Genomic DNA, 18,582 nt, shown 5'->3' on the forward strand with positions numbered 1-18,582 from the left:
CAGCGGTATGCCGCCAAAACGAAAACGGCCGGTGCGTTTCCGCACCGGCCGTCGTCGTTTCGAGCCTTGCGGCCTTGAGGCTTAGAAGCTGACGGTGGCTTCCAGGCCGAAGGTGCGCGGGGCGTTGAAGTTGCCGTAGTCGCCCATGACGTTGCCGATGCTGCCCGTGGTCAGGCTGGTGGTCGGCGCGGCGGGCAGGCTGTTGGACGGGTCGCGGCGGAAGACGTACTGTTCGTCGAACAGGTTGCGGCCCCAGATGCTGACCGTCAGGTCCTGGGTGTCGCCGACGCGGATGTCGGCGAGCGAGATGCGACCGTTGAAGATCAGCGACGAGTCGTTCTTCGTTTCGAACTGGTCGAACGCCTGGGTGGCGTCGGCGTAGTTGCCGTCGAAGTGGAAGCGCAGGTTGGCCGCGCCGCCGAACACGCCGTGCTCATAGTCGATCGAGGCGCTGACAGCGTTCTTCGGCGTGAAGACGATGTAGAAGCGCTGGTCGACCGGGGCGCCGCAGGTGGTGACCGGCGGGGTGCCCGTGGTGATGCAGTTGGTGATCGGCACCAGCGGGATTTCCGTGTCCGTATAGGCGTAGGACGCGTTCAGGGTCAGGCCTTCGATCGGGCGCAGGGTGAACTCGGCCTCGAAACCACGGATTTTCGTGGTGCCGGGGGCGTTGATCGTGACCAGGTTGTTGAAGCTGGTCGCCGAGCCGCCCGACGACGCGAACTGGATGTTCGAGATGTCGACCTGGCTGTCGTCGCGATCCATGGCGTAGGCGGCCAGGTTCACGCGAGCGCGGTGATCCATGAAGTCGCCCTTGAAGCCGGCTTCATACGAACGGACGTCTTCCGGACCGAAGGCCTGGTAGTTGGCCGTCCGCGAGCTGGCGCCGCCCGAGCGGTAGCCCGTAGCGTATTTGGCGTAGACGTGAACGTCGTCCGAGACGTCATAGGCGACGGTTGCGGTCGGGTTGAAGCGCTCCCAGGTCTCGTCCAGCGGCGTGTAGCCGTTCAGGGCGGCGATGGCCGGGTTGGCGGCGTAGTTGACGTTACGCGAGATCGTCAGGGCGCCGTCCTTGTGGTCGCGGGTGTAGCGACCGCCGGCCGTCAGGTGCAGCTGGTCGGTCACGTTCCAGGTCACCTGGCCGTAAGCGGCGTAGCTGGTCGATTCGACTTCCGAGGCGCGGTCGATCGAGCGGCAGCCCGGTTGCGAGCCGAAGCCGCCCGAACCCGTGCAGGGGTCGATCACGACGTAGGAGTAGCCCGTGGTCTGACCGGCGGTGGTGTAGCCCTGGATGGCCATCGAAGCCGGGGTCGCGGCGTCGTCCTCGACGTTTTCCTTGAAGTAGAAGAGGCCGGCGACGAAGTCGAACGAACCGGCCGAACCCACAGCCTGGAACTCCTGGCTGAACTGGGTCTGGTGCAGGTCGGCCAGCGAGTAGCGGCTGAAGTTACAGGCGGTTCCGGTGCAGCCCGGGACCACGACCGGCGGACGGTGGGCGCCGCCCGAGTTGTCCCACTGGGTCGCATCGACGCCGCGGTAGGCGGTGATCGAACGCAGCTGGATGTCGTCGGTGATGTCGTAGCGCAGGGTGTTGGTATAGCCGAAGGTCTCATCGACGCTGGGCTGTTGCGGCACGCCGATGTCAGCGACCTTCATGCGGCTGTCGCCATTGACGACCACGCCGGGGAGCAGCGGGCGCACGGTGCCGGTCAGGCCGGTGTAGCTGGTGCCCGGCAGGGTGCAGGCCGGTTGCGAGGCCTGGGTGCCGGTGGCGCAGCCGTTCGGGTTGTAGTTCAGCAGCTGGCTGTAGAACGGCGTGTTCTCATCCGTCGCGGTGTCGTACGAGAAGATGTTCGTCAGCTTCGCGGTCGGGGTCCAGCGCAGGGCGGCGCGGATGCCTTGACGGTCGTAGTAGTTCCAGCCCGTCTGACCCGCGAGCGGGTTCTTGGTGGTGGCGTCCTGGTGCTGGATCACGCCGTCGATCTTGAAGGCGAAGTTGTTGTATTCCGGCAGGTCCAGGTGGACTTCCTGGCTGTAGGAGCCGTAGTTGCCGACGCCGCCGCCGACCCGGCCGCCGAACACGCCGGTGGGCTCGCGGGTGACAATGTTGAGGGCGCCGCCCTCGGTGTTACGGCCGAACAGGGTGCCTTGCGGACCGCGCAGGACTTCGATGCGCTGGGTGTCGAACAGGGCGGCGTTCAGGCCGTGCTGGCGAGCCAGATAGACGCCGTCGACATAGATGCCGACGCCCTGCTCACGGGCGGGCTGGTTGGCGTCGAGGGGCACGATGCCGCGGATGCCGACGGTCAGGGCCGACTGGCGGGCTTCGAAGGTGGCGACGCGCAGCGAGGGGACGGCGCCGTCGGCCAGGTCGTACAGGCTCTGGACGTGGCGGTCCTTCAGGATTTCCGCGCTGACCACCGAGACGGCGATCGGGGTGTCCTGCAGGTTGGTCTCGCGACGCGTGGCGGTGACGACGATGTCGTCCAGGGCCGTCGACTGCTCTTCGGGAGCGACCGGAGCGACGGTTTGGGCCTGGGCCAGAGCCGGCATGGCGGCAGCCATGATAGCGCTCCCCAGCAGCAGCTGGAGGCGCAGTTTGTTTTGGCGGTTCATTATTGTCCCCTGAGTGAGGACCCGGAACCTAGGACCGAATTGTATTGGTCAGTTCACAGCATTGATACGGCCAAATGTATTCTGCGTGACGCAAGAATGTAGGCTGAGTGACACCGACATGTCCCGATCATGTCGGTTTTGATACATGGCGCGACACCTGTCCGCCACGGCCGCCCGACTTTCCCCGACGGCGCCTGCGCGGTCAAATCCAGTGGCGACCGGACTTTCACCGACCCTACGGCGAGTTCATGTCGCCGCCTCAATCCCGACCCAATTCGCTACGCATGTAGCGCTACATATGTAGCGACACTTGCCGAGGAACCGTCATGATCGAGGCTCTCCCCCGCCGGGAACGCGAGGTGTTTGAGACACTGTGCCGACTCGAAACGGCGGCCGTCGCCGATGTTCGCGACGCCCTGGCCGATCCGATCAGTGATTCCGCCGTCCGCACCCTGCTGGCGCGGCTCGAAGCCAAGGGTCTCGTGGCCCGCGGTCAGGGCGCTTCGGGGGTGACCTATCGCCCCGTCCCCCGCACCGATACGGTCGCGGCCGGCGCGCTGCAGAAGATGATCGACACCTTCTTCGCCGGGTCGGCGGCCAGCGCCGCCACGGCCCTGCTGGGCCTTGGCCAGAGGCTGACCCCGGATGAGGCCGCCGCCCTTGAGCGCGCCATCGACGACGCGACCGAACGGGCCACCGGGCGCAAGGACGACCGCCGATGACCCTCGCCCTCTTCCTGTCCCTGCTGATCAAGTCTGGCCTGGTCGCCGGAGCCGGTCTGGCGGCAGCCCATTGGGTCGCGCGTCGGGCCGCCGACCGCGTCGACATCCTGCGCGCCACGGTCTGCGTGCTGCTTCTGCTGCCCGTGATCGCCGCCCTGCTGCCGTCGCTGCAACTGGCCATCCTGCCGGCGGCGCCCGTTCCCGCCGTCGCCGCAGATCCCTTGTGGGCCGGCGAGATCGGCCCCGTCGCCGGGATGGAGGTCTCGGGCGCCCTGCCCCCGCCCTCGCTCGCCCTGATCGCCGCCGTGGTCTGGATCTTCGGCGCCGTGGCCATCGTCGGCCGGTTCATCGTCGGCCTGGTCACCCTCGATCGCTGGACCCGTGAGGGTCGGGCCGTGACCACTCCGGCCTGGCTGACGCCCCTGGCCCGGCTGTCGCCCACGCCCCGCCCGCGACTGGTCAGCAGCGACCGCCTGTCCAGCCCGCTGAGCTGGGGCGTCTCGCCCGGTGTCATCGTCGTCGATCCCGCCAGCCTGAGTGCGCCCGACACCGCCCCGGCCGTCCTCGCCCACGAACTCGCCCATCTGCGGCGGCGCGACTGGGTCTTCCTGATCCTCTCGCGGCTGGCGGTGGCCCTGTTCTGGTTCAACCCGCTGGTCTGGCGGCTGCACATCGTCCTGGCCGCCCGCTCAGAGGAAGCCGCCGACGCCGCCGCGGTCGAGACCATCGACGCCTCGACCTACGCCCGCGCCCTGGTTCGCCTCGCCGCCTGCCCGCCGTCTCTCTCGCACGCCGCCACCCCTATGGCCGCGAACGCCCGCACTCTCAAAAGAAGGATCGCCTGCATCATGAGCGCCTCTCCCAACCGCCGCCCTCTCACCGTCGCCCTGACCGTTGCCGCCCTGGCTGTCGTCGCCACCCCTCTGGCCGCGCTGGAAATCCGCGAGCATGGTTTCGAAGCCGCGCCCCTGCCGCCGCTGCCTCCGATCCCGGCGATGAGCGCCGTCATCGCCCCCCTCGCTCCTCTGGCTCCGCTCCCGCCTCAGGCGTCTTGGTCGGATCAGGACGGCGACCTGCCGGCCCCGCCCGCGCCCCCGGCTCCTCCGGCTCCCCCGGCGCCGCCCCCGACTCCGGCGGCGTCCGACGACTGGTCGATGAGCGCGCCCCCGGCCCCGCCGGCGCCGCCTGCCCCCGCGGCCATGCCCGCCCCGCCTGCGCCGCCTGCGACCACCACCTACAGCTACGGCTACGGCTATACGGTCACCCGCGAGGCCACGCCCGAGGAGCAGCGCGCCGCCGCCGCCGCCCGCGCCGAGGCCGCACAGGCTCGCCAACAGGCCAATGTCGCGCGTCAGGCCGCCGCCTCCGCCCGCGCCAGCGCCGCGCCCCGGGCCGAGGCTCGCGCCCAGGCCGACGCCGCGCGCGTTCAGGCCGATCAGGCCCGCGCTCAAGCCGAGGTTTCTCGCCAACAGGCCACCCGCGCCCGCGCCGATGCCCGTGTTCAGATGGGCAACGGCGCGCGCCAGATGCACAACGGCGCCGACCAGATGCGTGCAGAGGCCGCGCGTCTGCGCGACCCCGCCTACCGCGCTCGCCAGATCGCCGAGGCTCGCGCACAGGGCCGCACGGTCACCGACGAACAGCTTCAGGAGGTGTCGCGCACCCTTCCGGGTCGCGCCGATGAACTGGACCGCCGCGCCGACGAGCTTCAGCGCCGTGCGGCTGAACCGGCCTGATCAGCCCCGTCTGACTAGAAGGCCGTCGGAGAACGGTCGGAGATCGCGTTGCGGGCCTGGGTCTGGGCCAGGTCCTGGTTCGGCGCCAGGCCCGTGACGATCTTGCGCCCGTCCTCGTCGATCACCGCCCAGACCCAGGGCCCGACGCCGGGCGAACCCGCGTCCTCGGGCTGGATCGAATAGGACAGCGGGGTATCGACGGGCAGATCCATCGCTCAGCCTCTTTCGAGCGCAGACGGCGAGGTCGCCGCCGGAGACGGCGGGCACGATAGCGCCGGTCCGCAGCCGTTACCAAGTCGTAAATATCTGCAGGCCGCCGCTTCGCGACTGCAACCACATCATACGCTGCGCGTTGACGCGCCGCAGCAAATCTGGCGAAACAACTGGAAGGTCCGCAAACGGCCCATTTCCCGCGCTTCGCCAGACGACACCTCCCCATGGCCCCGACCAATATCAACAAGCTGGGACACCGGATCGGCGCCCGCGGCGGCCGCACCCGGTCCTCCATCCTGGCCGCGACGCGCCGCCTGCTGGACAGCCGGCATCTGGGAGAGATCCGGGTCGCCGACGTCGCCGCCGAGGCCGGTCTGTCGCCGTCGAATTTCTACACCTACTTCAAGACCGTGGAGGAGCCGGTTCTGGCCCTGTGCGAGGACTGCGCCACCGACTTCCAGGTTCTGGCCCGTCATCTGGACGGCGACTGGTCGGGCGAACAGGCGTTCAACGCCGCCCGCGCCTATGTCGTCGACGTCCTGGCCTTCTGGCAGGCGCACGGGCCGGTGCTGCGCATCGAGCACATGCTGGCCGACAAGGGCGAGGCGGGCTTCATCGAGAGCCGGGTCAAGCGCCTGCGCCGCGTCCACCTGGCCTTCGAACGTCGCATCGCCCAGGCCCACGCCACCGGCTATCACGCCAAGGGGCTGGACCCGCGCCTGACCTCCTATCAGGTCGCCAACCTGGTCGAGGCCATGGCCGACGGCTTCGAACTGCTGCGGCGCGGCGACACCGCGCCCGAGGCCATCATCGACACGACCGCCCATATCGTCGTGAAGGTCGTCACCGGCCGCTAGTTCTGGCCGCTAGAGGCCCAGCGGTCCGTACAGCCAGGTCAGCCAGACGCCCAGCGCCAGCAGGGTTCCGAACGGCATCCGGTCCTCGCCGCGCACCGGACGGCGCCGCAGCAGCCGCCACAACACCATGCAGAGCCCTGTCGCACAGGCCCACAGCAGCACACTGGGCAGGCCGGTCCAGCCGACCCACGCCCCCGCCCCCGCGAACAGGATGGGATCGCCGCCGCCCAGGCCGTTGCGCCCGCGCACCCGCCGGTACAGCCAGGCCAGCAGCCACAGCAGGCCGAACCCCATGACGGCGCCGAAAATCTGCAGCCACGGCAGGCCGCCCGCCAGCAGACCCGTAGCGACCAGCCCGGTCCCGATCAGCGGCAGGGTCAGGATATCCGGCAGCCAGAAATGTTCGGCGTCGATGACCGCGATCAGCAGCAGTTGCCAGCCCAGCAGGGCGCTCACAACGGCGAACAGCCAGCCCTGCCCGGTCAAGCCGCCGGCCAGCGCCGCCCACACCCCGATCCCGGCCGCGGCCAGGCTGAAGAGAAGATGCCGACGCGACAGGCCCCGTCGTAACCACGGGGCGGCCTCGACGGCGACGCCCTCCTCCCGCGGCAACCGCACGCTGATCACGGCCAACGCCTGTCCAACGGCCAGTCCGAGAAGACCCAGCAGAACGGCCGTGACGACGGGAAGCGGCATGGACGAATCCGGCGCCGCGCCCTGTGCGGCCGTCCGGGCTTAGCCCCCGACCGCGCCGCCGCCAAGGGCGACCGCCACGTGGTAGGTGATGAAGGAGGCCAGATAGGCCAGGCCGAACATGTAGGCGACCATCACCCACATCCAGCCCCAGCTGTTGGTCTCGCGCTTGACCACGCCCAGGGTCGCCACGCATTGGGGCGCAAAGATGTACCAGGCCAGGAAGCTGAGCCCCGTCGCCAGCGACCATTGGGCGGCCAGGGTCGCACCCAGCAGGCTGCCCGCGCTGTCGGCGTCGGCGATGGCGTAGACGGTGCCGAGCGCAGCCACCGCCACCTCGCGCGCGGCCATGCCGGGCACCAGGGCGATGACCATCTGCCAGTTGAAGCCGATGGGCCGGAAGATCGGCTCCAGCGCATGGCCCACCATCCCTGCGAAGGAATAGTCGATGGCCGGCCCGGTCGCGCCCTCGGGCGGATAGGGGAAGGTCCCCAGCACCCAGATCAGGATCATCAACGGCAGGATGATCCGCGCCGCCCGCTCCATGAAGATCCGCGCCCGGACCCACAGGTTGAACAGGACGCTCTTCAGATCGGGCATCTTGTAGGTCGGCAGCTCCATCATGAAGGGCTCGACCGCGCCCCTCCAGAAGATCTTGCGGATGACGAAGGAGACGATCAGGGCCGACAGAATCCCGGCGGCGTAGAGGCCGAACATCACCAGACCCTGCAGATTCACGAAGCCCCAGACGGTTTCCTGCGGAATGAAGGCGCCGATGATCAAGGTGTAGACCGGGATGCGCGCCGAACAGGTCATCAGGGGCGCGACCAGAATGGTGGTCATCCGGTCGCGCTTGGCGTCGATCACCCGCGCGGCCATGACCCCGGGAATGGCGCAGGCGAAGCTGGACAGCAGCGGAATGAAGGCCCGGCCGTGCAGGCCGGCGCCGCCCATGATCTTGTCCATCAGGAAGGCGGCCCGGGCCATATAGCCGAAGTCTTCCAGCAGGATGATGAAGGCGAACAGGATCACGATCTGCGGCAGGAAGACCATTACGGCGCCGACCCCGGCGATGACGCCGTCGACCAGCAGGCTCTGCAGCAGGCCCCAGGAGCCCTCGTCCGGGATCACCGCCCCGACCAGGCCGCCCAGCGCCGCGAAGCCCGCGTCGATGCCGTCCATCAGGGGCGTGGCCCAGCTGAACACGGCCTGGAACATCACGAACAGAATGGCCAGCAGGATGACGAGACCGGCGACCGGGTTCAGCAGCACCGCGTCGATCTTGCCCGTCAGGGTGTCGGGCCGCTCGGGCGGACGCACGCAATCGCGCATGATCTGCTCGGCCCGGCGGTGGGCGGCGCGAATTTCCGACGCATCGGGGGCGTGCCAGCCGCCGGTCGCCGTTTCGTCACGCGCGGCGCTCAGGGTCAGGCTCTCGACCTGCGAAATCAGTTCGTCGACGCCCCTCTTGCGCGTCGCGACCGTGGTCACGATCGGCAGGCCCAACTCGGCCTGGAGCTTCTCCAGATCGATGCGCAGCCCCTGACGCTGGGCGATGTCGTACATGTTGAGGGCCAGCACCATCGGCCGCCCGACCTGCTTCAGCTCCAGCACCAGACGCAGCACGAGGCGCAGATTAGTGGCGTCGGCGACGCAGATGATGGCGTCCGGCTCGGCCTCTCCGGCCAGCTTGCCGAGGACGGCGTCGCGGGTGACCTCCTCGTCCGGGCTGCGGGCGCGCAGGGAATAGGTGCCCGGCAGGTCCAGCACCGACAGGCTGCGGCCCGAGGCGGAGCGGATGATCCCCTCCTTCCGCTCGACGGTGACGCCGGCGTAGTTGGCGACCTTCTGATGGGCGCCGGTCAGGGCGTTGAACAGGGCGGTCTTGCCCGAGTTGGGATTACCGACCAGGGCGACCCGGGCCGGACGAACGGCGATGTCCATTATTCAGCGGCTTCCGCGATGTCGTCGCCGAGGCGAAGGGTCAGGCTGGCGGCCTCTTTCCGGCGCAGGGCCACGCGCATGTCGTCGACCTTGACCGCGATCGGGTCGCGCCCGAACAGGCCCTGATGGATCAGCTCGATCCGCGCCCCCTCGACCAGCCCCAGCTCCAGCAGGCGGCGCTCCAGCTCGGTCTCCGCCGCCTCGTGATGGTCGTGGGTCCCCACGGAGGTGATGACGCCGCGATCGCCCAACCGGGCCTCGCTCAGCTTGATGACATTTGAGGGCATTCAGGATCACTCGGACGCGAAGGCTGGCGACAGGGTAAAGGTCGCCGTAGCTGTGACTGATTATCAGGTGCGATACGGCCCCGTCCAGAGTGAAGCCCCGTTTCAGCCCGCGATTGCACCCGGCCGCGCTTGCGCTATCAGGGTTTCCGACAGGCGGGAGACGGCGATGCGGCGATGGGTCTTGGCGGGAATGGCGGTCGCGACGCTCTCAGGCTGCGGATCGGGCGAAAGCACGCCCGCAGCGCCGCCTGTGCCGGTCCCGCCGCCCCTGACCGACGCCCAGCGCGCGACCATGCTGGCCGCCCTGCCCGCCCCCTACAACACCGCCGATCTCGAACACGGGGCGAAGGTCTTCGCCCGCTGCAAGGCCTGCCATACGGCGACCGCCAACGGCCCGAACATGACCGGACCCAACCTCTATGGCGTCATCGGCCGGGTCGCCGGGACCCATCCGGGCTACAACTATTCCAAGGCCGTGAAGGGCGCCGGCTTCGCCTGGGACGACGACCATATCGACCACTGGCTGGCCAATCCGCGCAACTTCCTGCCCGGCAACAAGATGACCTTCCCCGGCCTGCCCGACGCCACGGACCGCCGCGACGTCATCGCGTACCTCAGCGTCGAGGCGGCCAGGAGATAGTGGCCGCCCATCCCGCGAAAGCGGGGACTATTCCGCTGCGTGCGGGACCTTGTCGTTGGCCGTGGCTTCCTGGGCTTCCCACTGTTCGATCTTGCGGGCCGTCCATTCGGGCGACTTGGTGAAGCGGGCGAGCGCGCCGTAGATCACCGGCACCACGAACAGGGTCAGCAGGGTCGAGAACATCGCCCCGGTGAAGATCACCACCCCGATGGTCTGGCGGCTGCCCGCCCCCGCCCCGTGCCACAGCACCAGCGGCAGGGCGCCGAAGGCCGTGGCGATCGAGGTCATGATGATCGGGCGCAGACGCAGGGTCGAGCTTTCGATGATCGCCTCGCGGATCGACCGGCCCTGATCGCGCAACTGGTTGGCGAACTCGACGATCAGGATGCCGTTCTTGGCCGCGACCCCGATCAGGATGATCAGGCCGATCTGCGAATAGATGTTCAGGCTGGACCCGGCCATCAGCAGGCCGAACAGACCGCCGGCCGCCGCCAGAGGCACCGTCAGCATGATCACCGCCGGGGTGATCCAGCTTTCGAACTGGGCCGCCAGGACGAGGAAGACCAGCAGCAGCGCCAGACCGAAGGCCGCGCCCACAGCGCCGCCGGCTTCCGCCTGATCGCGCGCCGCCCCGCCCCACTGGATCGCCACCACGCCCTGCGGCTGCTTGGCGGCTTCCGCGTTCAGGAAGGCCACGGCGTCGGCGATGGTTTCGCCAGGGTTCAGGTCGGCCTGAAGGCTGATCGACCGCTGCCGGTCCAGACGACGACGGTCCGGGGTGTCGCCCGAGGTCTTGGTGTCGACCACCGACGACAGGGGCACCAGCGTCCCCGATCCGGTCGAGACATACAGCCCCTCCAGATCGGTCACGCCGGCCCGGTTGGCGCGGTCCGTCTGCAGGATGACGTCATACTCCTGACCACCGCGGATATAGGTCGTGGCGCGGCGTGAGCCGAACATGGTCTCTAGCGTGCGGCCGATCTCTTGCGAGGAGACGCCCAGAGCCGCCGCCTTCTCCGGATCCACATCGACCAGCAGACGCGGGGCGTTGGGCTCGTAGTTCAGGCGCGGACGCGAAAAGCCCGGATGCTCCAGCGCGGCGGCCAGCACAGGCTGCAGCCAGCGATAGATGTCCTCGTATTCCGGTCCGGTGACGATCATCTCGACCGAGTTGGAGTTACCGCCGCCCCCGCCGCCGCCGCGCTGGAAGGCGCCGGGGATCGAGGCGTTGACCTGGGCGCCCGTCTGGCCGCGCAGCTTGCCGTTCAGCTCCTGGGCGATCTGGTCGGCGGCGCGCTTGCGCTCGGACCAGTCCTTGAGGATCAGGGTGGCGTTGCCGGAGTTATAGCTGCCGCCGCCGAAGCCGGGCGAGGAGATCAGATAGCTCTCGACCTCGCCGTCTTCCTTGTACTGGGCCAGGATCGGCTCGAGGCCGAGCATGATCTTCTTCGTATAGTCGAAGCCTGCGCCTTCCGGCCCCTGCACCCGCACCTGCACCCGGCCACGGTCTTCCTGGGGCACCAGCTCATTGGGCAGGACGAAGAACATCCCGACGGCCCCGCCCCCGACCACGAGGATCAGGGCGACCACGCCGATGACCGCGACGCGGCTGCCGACCAGCAGGTCCAGCGAGGCGCCGTAGCTGTTCTTGAGCCCGTCCATCGCCTTGTCGACATTGCGGGCCACCCAGCCCGAACCGGACGCGGGCTTGAGGATCTTGGACGCCAGCATCGGCGACAGGCTCAGCGCCAGGAAGGCCGAGAAGGCCACGGCCGCCGCGATCGCCGCCGCCAGTTCGACGAACAGACGGCCGACGTATCCGGGAAGGAACAGCAGCGGCGCGAACACCGCCAGCAGCACGATGGTCGTGGCCACGACGGCGAAGAAGACCTGACGGGCGCCGCGCTCGGCGGCGACCAGCGGCGGTTCGCCATGGTCCAGACGGCGCTGGATGTTCTCGGTCACCACGATGGCGTCATCGACCACCAGGCCGATGGCCAGAACCAGCGCCAGCAGGGTCAGCAGGTTCAGCGAAAAGCCCAGCGGCGCCAGAACGATGAAGGTCGCCAGCAGACAGATCGGCGCCACGATCGACGGGATCAGGGCCGCGCGAAGGCTGCCGAGGAAGATGAAGTTCACCAGCGCCACCAGCGCCAGCGAAATCCCGATGGTGATCCAGACCTCGGAAATGGCGTGGGAGGTGAAGACCGAGTTGTCGGAGCCGACGACCAGTTCGGTCCCCGGCGGCAGGCTGGCCTGCATCTCGACCAGGGCCTTGCGCACGCCGTCGGAGATGGCGAGGTCGTTCGACTGGGCCTGACGGGTGACGCCCAGACCGATCTGGTCCAGGCCGTTGCCGCGGAACAGGCGCCGCGCCTCGGCGGGGGCTTCCTCAACCCGCGCGATGTCGCCCAGACGGGTGACATAGCGGTTGGCGCCGATGATCGCCCCCGTCGTGCCCGAGGTCGAAGGCTGGGTGGTGTTCGTATTGGTGTTGGTCGCCGCCGTCGGGGCCGAACCCGCCGTGCCGATGGGCAGCAGGGCGAAGTCCTCGGCCCGGGCGTAGGTGCGGGCCACCCGGACCGTATAGTCCTTGTCGGTCGATTCCAGCGACCCGGCCGGCAGTTCGACGTTCTGGGCGTTCAGGGCGTTCTCGACCTGGGTCACGGTGATGCCGCGCGCGGCCATGGCGCCGGCATTGAGCCAGATGCGCATGGCGTAGCGCTGCTCGCCGAAGATCTGGGCCTGGGCCACGCCGGGCACGGTCGCCAGACGGTCCAGCAGATAGCGGTCGGCGTAGTCGGTCAGCTCCAGCCGGTTCATCGTCGACGACCGCAGGAACAGGATCATGATCGGCGAGCTGTCGCTGTCCGCCTTGGACACTTCCGGCGGGTCGGCCTGTTCGGGCAGACGGCCGACGACCCGGGCGACGCGGTCGCGCACGTCATTGGCGGCGTCGTCGATATTGCGGTCCAGCGAGAACTCGATGGTCACGTTCGACCGGCCGTCGCGGCTGGACGAGGTGATGCGATCGACGCCCTGGATGCCGGCGATCTGCTGCTCCACCGGTTCGGTGATGCGGTTCTCGATGACCTCGGCCGAGGCCCCGGCATAGCTGGTGCTGATCGAGACGACCGGCGGATCGACGTCCGGCAGTTCGCGCACCGGCAGGAAGAAGAAGGCCGCCGCGCCGATGACGCACAGCACGATGGCGGCCACCGCCGCGAAGACGGGCCGCCGGACCGCGACGTCGGAGAGCATCATCGTGCGGCGCCCTGACCAGCAGCTTGGGCGGGAGCCTGACCGCCCGCGCCGCGACCGCCGCCACGTCCGCCGCCCACGGTGACCGGGGCGTTGGGCTGGATGCGGTTCAGACCGCCGCCGACGACCTTGTCGCCGACGCTCAGGCCCGAGACGATCTCGACGAAGCCGCCCTCGACGGCGCCGGTCTCAACCTCGACGCGCTGGGCAGTGGAGCCCTTCTCGCCCCTGGCGATGCGATAGACGAAGGCGCCCTGGCCTTCATACTGGATGGCGGCCTCGGGCACGGCGGCGCTCTGACGCTGGCCCTGGGCCACCGCGACGCGCATCAGCATGCCGGGGCGGATACGGCCGCCGGGATTGGGGAACTCGGCCCGGGCGGTGACGGCGCGGGTGGTCTCGTTGATGCGGGTGTCGATCAGGGCGATCCGGCCCTGGAAGGCCTCGCCGCCGAAGGCGTCGGCGGTGGCGGTCAGGGGCAGACCCGTCCGCAGCACGCCCAGATACCGCTCCGGCACCGGGAAATCGACGCGGATGACGTCGGTGTCGTCCAGGGTCGCGATCACCGCGCCCGGGTTGATCAGGGTGCCCGCCGTGACCGTGGTCAGGCCCAGGACGCCGGCGAAGGGCGCGCGGATCATCCGGTCGCCGCGACGCGCCTCGGCCGCCGCCAGCGAGGCGCGCGCCGTCGCCAGCGCCGTCTCGGACTGTTCGGCGGTCACGCGCGGCGCGATGCCCTTCTCGGCCAGGGCGCTGTAGCGTTCGTATTCGCGCTGGGCCTGGGTCACCTGGGCCCGGGCCTCAATGATCCCGGCGTCTTCCTCGCGCGCCTGCAGCTGCACCAGAGGCGCGCCGGCGGCGACGCGCTGGCCGTCGCGGAACAGGACGGCGGTGATCAGTTCGGTCGAGTTGGAGGTGATGTTCACCGACTTCAGGCCCCGGGCCACGCCCAGCACCCGGATATTGTCGCTGAACGACCGCGAGGCGACCGTCGCTTCCGACACCTGCTGGCCCCGTCCGCCGCGACCGCCGCCGGGGGCGGCCTTGGCCGATCCCTCGTCCTTGGCGAAAGCGATATGCAGCACCGCCGCCAGGACCATGAGGCCGAGCATGACGCCTGCGGCGACAAGGAAGAAGTGGCGTTTGATCACGCGGGTACTCTCGGGAGCCGTGGGGGACGGACGTCTGAAGACTTTTCAGGCGGGGTCGGACATAGCCGGTCCTGCCGTCGAGGCAACTAAAGTCTCTGTAACGCTCGCCGTTCGTAACTCCGTCGGTCGCGAATGTCGCAGTCGCGGCTTTTTCCGGGCGATTTCAGAACCGGCGCCAGACCGCCAGAACCGGTCCGCCCGAGATCGGCGTCTCCCGCCCTGCCGCCGTCTGTCGCCAGCCCGCCTGCAGGCTCCAGTCGCCCAGCCGACGCACGACGGAGGTCTCCACCGACAGCCAGCGCGCGCCGTCTCCGCCGGCCCCGTCGTGGTCCGCCGCCCCGCCGAAGGCCTGGGCCAGCACCATCCAGTCTTCGCCGAAATGCCCGCCGACGGTGAAGTCCACCCGGGTCTCGTCCGGCAGGCCGTCCCGCATCCGCCGCGCCGCCTGAAGCTCGACGAACGACCGGTCGGGCCCCCATCGCACAGGGACGCCGCCGAACGACCGCCCGACCGAGACCCGGGCCTCGAAATCATGGTCGCCGACGCCGGGAGCCGCATATCCGGCATTCCTCCCCTCCCCCGCCGACGCATAGCCGCCGTAGAGGCTGACGGCGGTCTTGTCGTCGCGCCAGACCTGCCAGGTCAGACCCACCTCCAGCGGCCCTCGCCCCTCATAGTCGACGAACTGGTCCGCTCCGTCCTGCCAATCGCCCTTGAGCTGCACCGTCAGCCGGTCGGTCAGTCCGTATTCGGCGAAGACGCCCGCGGAACCGTCGCGCCACTCCTGGGGCAGGTCGACGCGATCGCCGTTCGGGTCGAAGCCCTGATCGGCGCGCATATCCTCATATTTGACAATGACCTGACCCTTGCCCTTCGGCTGGGTCCAGGCGCCCCCAAAGGCCGGAGTGACGGCCACGGAAGGCAGAAGGACCGCGACGCCTGCGAGAAGCGTCGCGGCCGACTTCAAGCGTCGTAGCCCGGGGATTTGCGGTCCAGCAGGCGCAGCGCGCCCGGCCAGGCCAGGGCCGCGACGAAGGGCAGACCCCCGCCCTGCTGTTTCGTCTCTTCCTGCGCCGCATCAGGGGCGATCAGCACATGCTCGCGGCCGCCCGACAGGGCCGCCACCTGCTGTGCGCAGGCCCGCTCGAGGAAGAACATGCCGATCCAGGCCGCCGCCGCCGTCTGACCGACCGCCAGCGTCCCGTGATTGCGCAGCAGCATCAGCGGTTTGTCGCCCAGATCCGCCACCAGCCGCTCGCGCTCGTCGTGGTTCAGGGCGAGGCCCTCATAGCCGTGATAGGCGACCTGGTGCTGCAGCAGGCAGGCGTTCTGGCCGATCGGCAGCAGACCCTCCTGCTGCGCCGCCACGCCCACGCCTGCCGTGGTGTGCAGGTGGATGACGTAGTGGGCGTCCTCGCGCGCCGCATGAACGGCCGAGTGGATGGTGAAGCCCGCCGGATTGATGAAGCTCTGGGTCTCCTGAACGATGTTGCCGTCCAGATCGACCTTCACCAGCGCCGAGGCCGTCATCTCCTCGAAATACCAGCCGTACGGATTGATCAGGAAATGATGTTCGGGTCCCGGCACACGCGCCGAGATATGGGTGAAGATCATGTCGTCCCAGCCGTGCAGGGCGACCAGCCGGTAGAGGGCGGCCAGATCGACCCGGGCCTGCCATTCGGCCTCGGAAACGCGGGACTTCAGACTTTGCGGGGCGGCGCCGTCGGCCATGGGGGATATCCTTCCTGTCGCCTCTCCGGGCGTGAAGGCCACCGTCCTCCCGCGACGAAGGCCCGTCAAGCATCACGCAAGGTAAGGTTGATGGCCGGTTAACCGAGTTTTCATGACCGGTACCGCACCTTGCGATCCAGAATCGGACCTGATCCGACCGGAGTTCGCCGTGACCGCTGTCGCCTCGTTGCAAACCTTCGCGCCCACGCGGCCCGCGAGCTTCTCGCCCGCCGACCTGCTGACGCTGGCGAAGAGTCGGACGACGGACGACCGGCAACGACTTCTTCTGGGCATCGCCGCACTGTGCGACTCGACTCCGGCCGGCGCCGAGGTGTCGCCGGTCCTGACCGAAATCTTCCTGACCCTGGCCCGTCAGGCCGAACACGACATTCGCAAATCCCTGGCCGAGAGCCTGGCCGGCGCCGAATGGGCGCCACTTGCCCTCGTCAACATGCTGGCGCTCGACGAGATCGAGATCGCCCGTCCGATCATCGCCAACAGCCCCCTGCTCAAGGATCACGACCTGATCCGCATCCTGGTCGAGGCCACGGTCGAGCATCATATCGAGGTCGCCCGCCGCCCGATGCTGAGCGGCGCCGTCGCCGACGCCATCATCGACGCCGCCGAGCCCGCGACCATGACGGCGCTGGCCTCCAACCGCACTGCCGAGATCAGCGAGAGCGGCCTCAGCCGGCTGGTCGAACAGTCGCGCCGCGTCGCCGCCCTGCGCGCGCCCCTGACCCGCCACCCGCGCCTCAATGACGTCCTGGCCCGCGAGCTCTACGGCCTGGTCGGCCAGGCCCTGCGTCAGGCCATCGGCGAACGCTTCCGCGTCGACGACGCCTATCTGGCCAAGGCGATCGAAACGGCCGTGATCAACGTCGGCCCCGGCCGCGCCCCCAGCCCCTCGACACCCCAGCCCAGCCACTCCGAGCGTGAGGAGATGGAGCGCCGCCTGGTCGCCAAGCTGCAGAGCGCGGGCCAGCTGCGCCCCGGCTTCCTGATCCGCGCCATCCGCGAAAAGCGCCTGAGCCTGTTCGAACATTCGCTGGCGGCGCTCGGCGGCTTCAGCGTGACCCAGATCCGCAGCGCTGTCTCGCGCCCTTCGCCCCAACCCCTGTTCCTGGCCTGCAGCGCCGTCGGCATCGACCGCGCCGTCTTCCCGGCCGTTCTGGACGAGATCCGCAAACTGACCAACGGCCTGCCCGGCTGGGGCGGAGACTGGGGCATGGGCAGCCTGTCACAGGCCGACGCCGCCCGCGAATTCCGCGCCATGGTCGCCGACGTCGCCGCCTGACGTCACACTTCGGTATTTGACTTCGCGGCCCGGCTCGGCTTGCGTGCCGCCGTGACTGAAACCGCCCCCTCCCCCCAGATGGCTCTCGCCTTCACCGCCAGCGAGCGGCCCGAGGCCCAGTTCGCGCGCGCCCTGCTGGCCAAACGCTACGGCTCGGTCCCGATCGAGGAAGCGGACGTCATCGTGGCCCTGGGCGGCGACGGCTTCATGCTGGAGACCCTGCACAGCGATCTGACCCGCCGCACGCCCGTCTACGGCATGAATCGCGGCTCTGTCGGCTTCCTGATGAACGACTACGAGGAGGACGACCTGCCGGCCCGCATCGCCGCCGCCGGCCGCGCCGTCATCCACCCGCTGCAGATGGACGCCTGGAACGAGGCCGGCGAGGTCTCCAGCGGTCTGGCCATCAACGAAGTCTCCCTGCTGCGCCAGACGCGCCAGAGCGCCAAGCTCAGGATCACCATCGACGGCAAGGTGCGGCTGGACGAGCTGACCTGCGACGGCTGCATGGTCGCCACCCCGGCCGGCTCGACCGCCTACAACCTCTCGGCCCACGGCCCGATCATTCCCCTCGACGCCCGGATGCTGGCCCTCACCCCGATCAGCGCCTTCCGTCCCCGCCGCTGGCGCGGGGCCCTGCTCTCGCACGAGGCCAAGGTGACCTTCGAGGTGCTGGAGCACGACAAACGCCCGGTCAGCGCCGTCGCCGACAATCTGGAAATCCGCCGCGTCGCCCGGGTCGATGTGCGCGAGCGCCGCGACATCAGCCTGACCATGCTGTTCGAGGCCGGCCGTTCGTTCGAGGAACGCGTCCTGCTGGAACAATTTACAGGTTAACCCGAAAGGTCACCGTTCCTTAAGCAGGTCCGGCGCAAGCTGAGCCTGCACGTCCCGAGGAGTCACCGTGAGCAACCCGGCCCAGGTCATTCGCCCGCCCAACACCCTGCGCCTCAAGGTCGGCGGCGGGTTCGGCGGTATCGACGCCAACGCCATCGCCAAGGCCGAAGAGGCCCTGAAGGCGATGTCGGCCCAGTTCGGCCAGTGGCTGCAGGACGAAATCAACAAGCTGGACGCCGCCCAGGCCGCCATCCGCGCCGAAGGCCTGAACGCCCAGACCGCCGAGGGCCTGTACTTCCGCGCCCACGACCTCAAGGGTCTCGGCGCCACCTATCAATATCCGCTGGTCACCCGCCTGGCCGGTTCGCTGTGCAAGCTCTTGGACGACCCGGCAAAGCGCGCCAGCGCTCCGGTCCGTCTGCTCGACGCCCACATCGACGCCATCAAGGCCGTGGTCCGCGACCAGATCCAGACCGACGACCATCCGGTCGGTCGCGCCCTGGCCGAGACCCTCGAAGCCGAGGTCGCCGCCTACCGCGCCTGAGCCAGCACTCAAGCCGCGAGGCTTCGCGAGCCGAGCATAGCGCTCAAAACAAC

The 18,582-nt window shown here is 69.1% G+C and carries 16 protein-coding genes; 7 read left to right on the forward strand and 9 right to left on the reverse strand.

Going from position 1 to position 18,582, the window contains the following annotated elements; translation table 11 throughout:
• Positions 1–81: 81 nt before the first annotated feature.
• Positions 82–2,616, reverse strand: a complete 2,535-nt coding sequence (locus AC07U0_RS13015; RefSeq protein WP_494720436.1) for a TonB-dependent receptor — start codon at positions 2,614–2,616, stop codon at positions 82–84.
• A gap of 326 nt (positions 2,617–2,942) precedes the next feature.
• On the opposite strand from AC07U0_RS13015, the gene AC07U0_RS13020 reads away from it, so the two are divergent.
• Complete coding sequence (locus AC07U0_RS13020; protein WP_494720437.1) at positions 2,943–3,338, forward strand: BlaI/MecI/CopY family transcriptional regulator; 396 nt, start codon at positions 2,943–2,945, stop codon at positions 3,336–3,338.
• Positions 3,335–5,074, forward strand: a complete 1,740-nt coding sequence (locus AC07U0_RS13025; protein ID WP_494720438.1) for a M56 family metallopeptidase — start codon at positions 3,335–3,337, stop codon at positions 5,072–5,074. The genes AC07U0_RS13020 and AC07U0_RS13025 overlap by 4 nt, the downstream gene beginning before the upstream one ends.
• 14 nt (positions 5,075–5,088) lie before the next feature.
• Here AC07U0_RS13025 and AC07U0_RS13030 read toward each other — a convergent pair whose 3' ends face one another.
• Entirely contained in the window at positions 5,089–5,286 is a 198-nt protein-coding gene (locus tag AC07U0_RS13030) for a hypothetical protein (RefSeq protein WP_494720439.1), read from the reverse strand.
• Between the two features lie 225 nt (positions 5,287–5,511).
• On the opposite strand from AC07U0_RS13030, the gene AC07U0_RS13035 reads away from it, so the two are divergent.
• On the forward strand, positions 5,512–6,144 hold the full coding sequence (locus tag AC07U0_RS13035; RefSeq protein WP_494720440.1) for a TetR/AcrR family transcriptional regulator: 633 nt from the start codon (positions 5,512–5,514) through the stop codon (positions 6,142–6,144).
• Between the two features lie 9 nt (positions 6,145–6,153).
• Here the strand turns inward: AC07U0_RS13035 and AC07U0_RS13040 are convergent, their stop codons facing one another.
• The 3 genes from AC07U0_RS13040 to AC07U0_RS13050 are packed head-to-tail and all read right to left on the reverse strand — an operon-like array spanning position 6,154 to position 9,068.
• The gene (locus AC07U0_RS13040; RefSeq protein ID WP_494720441.1) at positions 6,154–6,840 is read right to left on the reverse strand and encodes a prepilin peptidase; all 687 of its coding nucleotides are present in this window, start codon (positions 6,838–6,840) and stop codon (positions 6,154–6,156) included.
• A 39-nt stretch (positions 6,841–6,879) separates the two neighbouring features.
• Entirely contained in the window at positions 6,880–8,781 is a 1,902-nt protein-coding gene (gene feoB / locus AC07U0_RS13045; protein ID WP_494720442.1) for a ferrous iron transporter B, read from the reverse strand.
• A complete protein-coding gene (locus tag AC07U0_RS13050) occupies positions 8,781–9,068 on the reverse strand; it encodes a FeoA family protein (RefSeq protein ID WP_494720443.1) in 288 nt (95 codons plus the stop codon). The genes feoB and AC07U0_RS13050 overlap by 1 nt, the downstream gene beginning before the upstream one ends.
• Before the next feature lie 166 nt (positions 9,069–9,234).
• Here AC07U0_RS13050 and AC07U0_RS13055 point away from each other — a divergent pair, with 166 nt between their 5' ends.
• Entirely contained in the window at positions 9,235–9,708 is a 474-nt protein-coding gene (locus AC07U0_RS13055) for a c-type cytochrome (protein ID WP_494720444.1), read from the forward strand.
• Between the two features lie 27 nt (positions 9,709–9,735).
• On the opposite strand, the gene AC07U0_RS13060 is transcribed toward AC07U0_RS13055, so the two are convergent.
• From AC07U0_RS13060 to AC07U0_RS13075, 4 genes are all read right to left on the reverse strand, one after another.
• Positions 9,736–12,969 (reverse strand): efflux RND transporter permease subunit, encoded by a 3,234-nt coding sequence (locus tag AC07U0_RS13060; RefSeq protein ID WP_494720586.1) that lies wholly within the window; start codon positions 12,967–12,969, stop codon positions 9,736–9,738.
• Positions 12,969–14,120: an efflux RND transporter periplasmic adaptor subunit gene (locus AC07U0_RS13065; protein ID WP_494720445.1), complete on the reverse strand. Its 1,152-nt coding sequence runs from the start codon at positions 14,118–14,120 to the stop codon at positions 12,969–12,971. Before AC07U0_RS13065 ends, AC07U0_RS13060 begins: the two co-directional genes overlap by 1 nt.
• Before the next feature lie 163 nt (positions 14,121–14,283).
• Positions 14,284–15,087, reverse strand: coding sequence for a hypothetical protein (locus AC07U0_RS13070; RefSeq protein ID WP_494720446.1), 804 nt, complete (start codon positions 15,085–15,087; stop codon positions 14,284–14,286).
• Positions 15,084–15,851 (reverse strand): class II aldolase/adducin family protein, encoded by a 768-nt coding sequence (locus AC07U0_RS13075; protein WP_494720447.1) that lies wholly within the window; start codon positions 15,849–15,851, stop codon positions 15,084–15,086. The genes AC07U0_RS13070 and AC07U0_RS13075 overlap by 4 nt, the downstream gene beginning before the upstream one ends.
• 169 nt (positions 15,852–16,020) lie before the next feature.
• Between AC07U0_RS13075 and AC07U0_RS13080 the strand changes: the two genes are divergently transcribed.
• The 3 genes from AC07U0_RS13080 (at position 16,021) to AC07U0_RS13090 (ending at position 18,529) form a co-directional block, all read left to right on the forward strand.
• Positions 16,021–17,148: a DUF2336 domain-containing protein gene (locus AC07U0_RS13080; protein WP_494720448.1), complete on the forward strand. Its 1,128-nt coding sequence runs from the start codon at positions 16,021–16,023 to the stop codon at positions 17,146–17,148.
• Between the two features lie 78 nt (positions 17,149–17,226).
• On the forward strand, positions 17,227–17,985 hold the full coding sequence (locus AC07U0_RS13085; RefSeq protein WP_494720587.1) for an NAD kinase: 759 nt from the start codon (positions 17,227–17,229) through the stop codon (positions 17,983–17,985).
• Positions 17,986–18,052: 67 nt separating this feature from the next.
• A complete protein-coding gene (locus AC07U0_RS13090) occupies positions 18,053–18,529 on the forward strand; it encodes an Hpt domain-containing protein (RefSeq protein ID WP_494720449.1) in 477 nt (158 codons plus the stop codon).
• Positions 18,530–18,582 lie beyond the last annotated feature (53 nt).

It is taken from the genome of Brevundimonas sp. GW821-FHT02A10, assembly GCF_059422025.1.

Excerpts from the sequence above, each read along its gene's own strand:
- AC07U0_RS13015 (WP_494720436.1), bottom strand. The coding sequence starts at position 2,616 with ATGAACCGCCAAAACAAACTGCGCCTCCAGCTGCTGCTGGGGAGCGCT.
- AC07U0_RS13020 (WP_494720437.1), top strand. The coding sequence starts at position 2,943 with ATGATCGAGGCTCTCCCCCGCCGGGAACGCGAGGTGTTTGAGACACTG.
- AC07U0_RS13025 (WP_494720438.1), top strand. The coding sequence starts at position 3,335 with ATGACCCTCGCCCTCTTCCTGTCCCTGCTGATCAAGTCTGGCCTGGTC.
- AC07U0_RS13030 (WP_494720439.1), bottom strand. The coding sequence starts at position 5,286 with ATGGATCTGCCCGTCGATACCCCGCTGTCCTATTCGATCCAGCCCGAG.
- AC07U0_RS13035 (WP_494720440.1), top strand. The coding sequence starts at position 5,512 with ATGGCCCCGACCAATATCAACAAGCTGGGACACCGGATCGGCGCCCGC.
- AC07U0_RS13040 (WP_494720441.1), bottom strand. The coding sequence starts at position 6,840 with ATGCCGCTTCCCGTCGTCACGGCCGTTCTGCTGGGTCTTCTCGGACTG.
- feoB (WP_494720442.1), bottom strand. The coding sequence starts at position 8,781 with ATGGACATCGCCGTTCGTCCGGCCCGGGTCGCCCTGGTCGGTAATCCC.
- AC07U0_RS13050 (WP_494720443.1), bottom strand. The coding sequence starts at position 9,068 with ATGCCCTCAAATGTCATCAAGCTGAGCGAGGCCCGGTTGGGCGATCGC.
- AC07U0_RS13055 (WP_494720444.1), top strand. The coding sequence starts at position 9,235 with ATGCGGCGATGGGTCTTGGCGGGAATGGCGGTCGCGACGCTCTCAGGC.
- AC07U0_RS13060 (WP_494720586.1), bottom strand. The coding sequence starts at position 12,969 with ATGCTCTCCGACGTCGCGGTCCGGCGGCCCGTCTTCGCGGCGGTGGCC.
- AC07U0_RS13075 (WP_494720447.1), bottom strand. The coding sequence starts at position 15,851 with ATGGCCGACGGCGCCGCCCCGCAAAGTCTGAAGTCCCGCGTTTCCGAG.
- AC07U0_RS13085 (WP_494720587.1), top strand. The coding sequence starts at position 17,227 with ATGGCTCTCGCCTTCACCGCCAGCGAGCGGCCCGAGGCCCAGTTCGCG.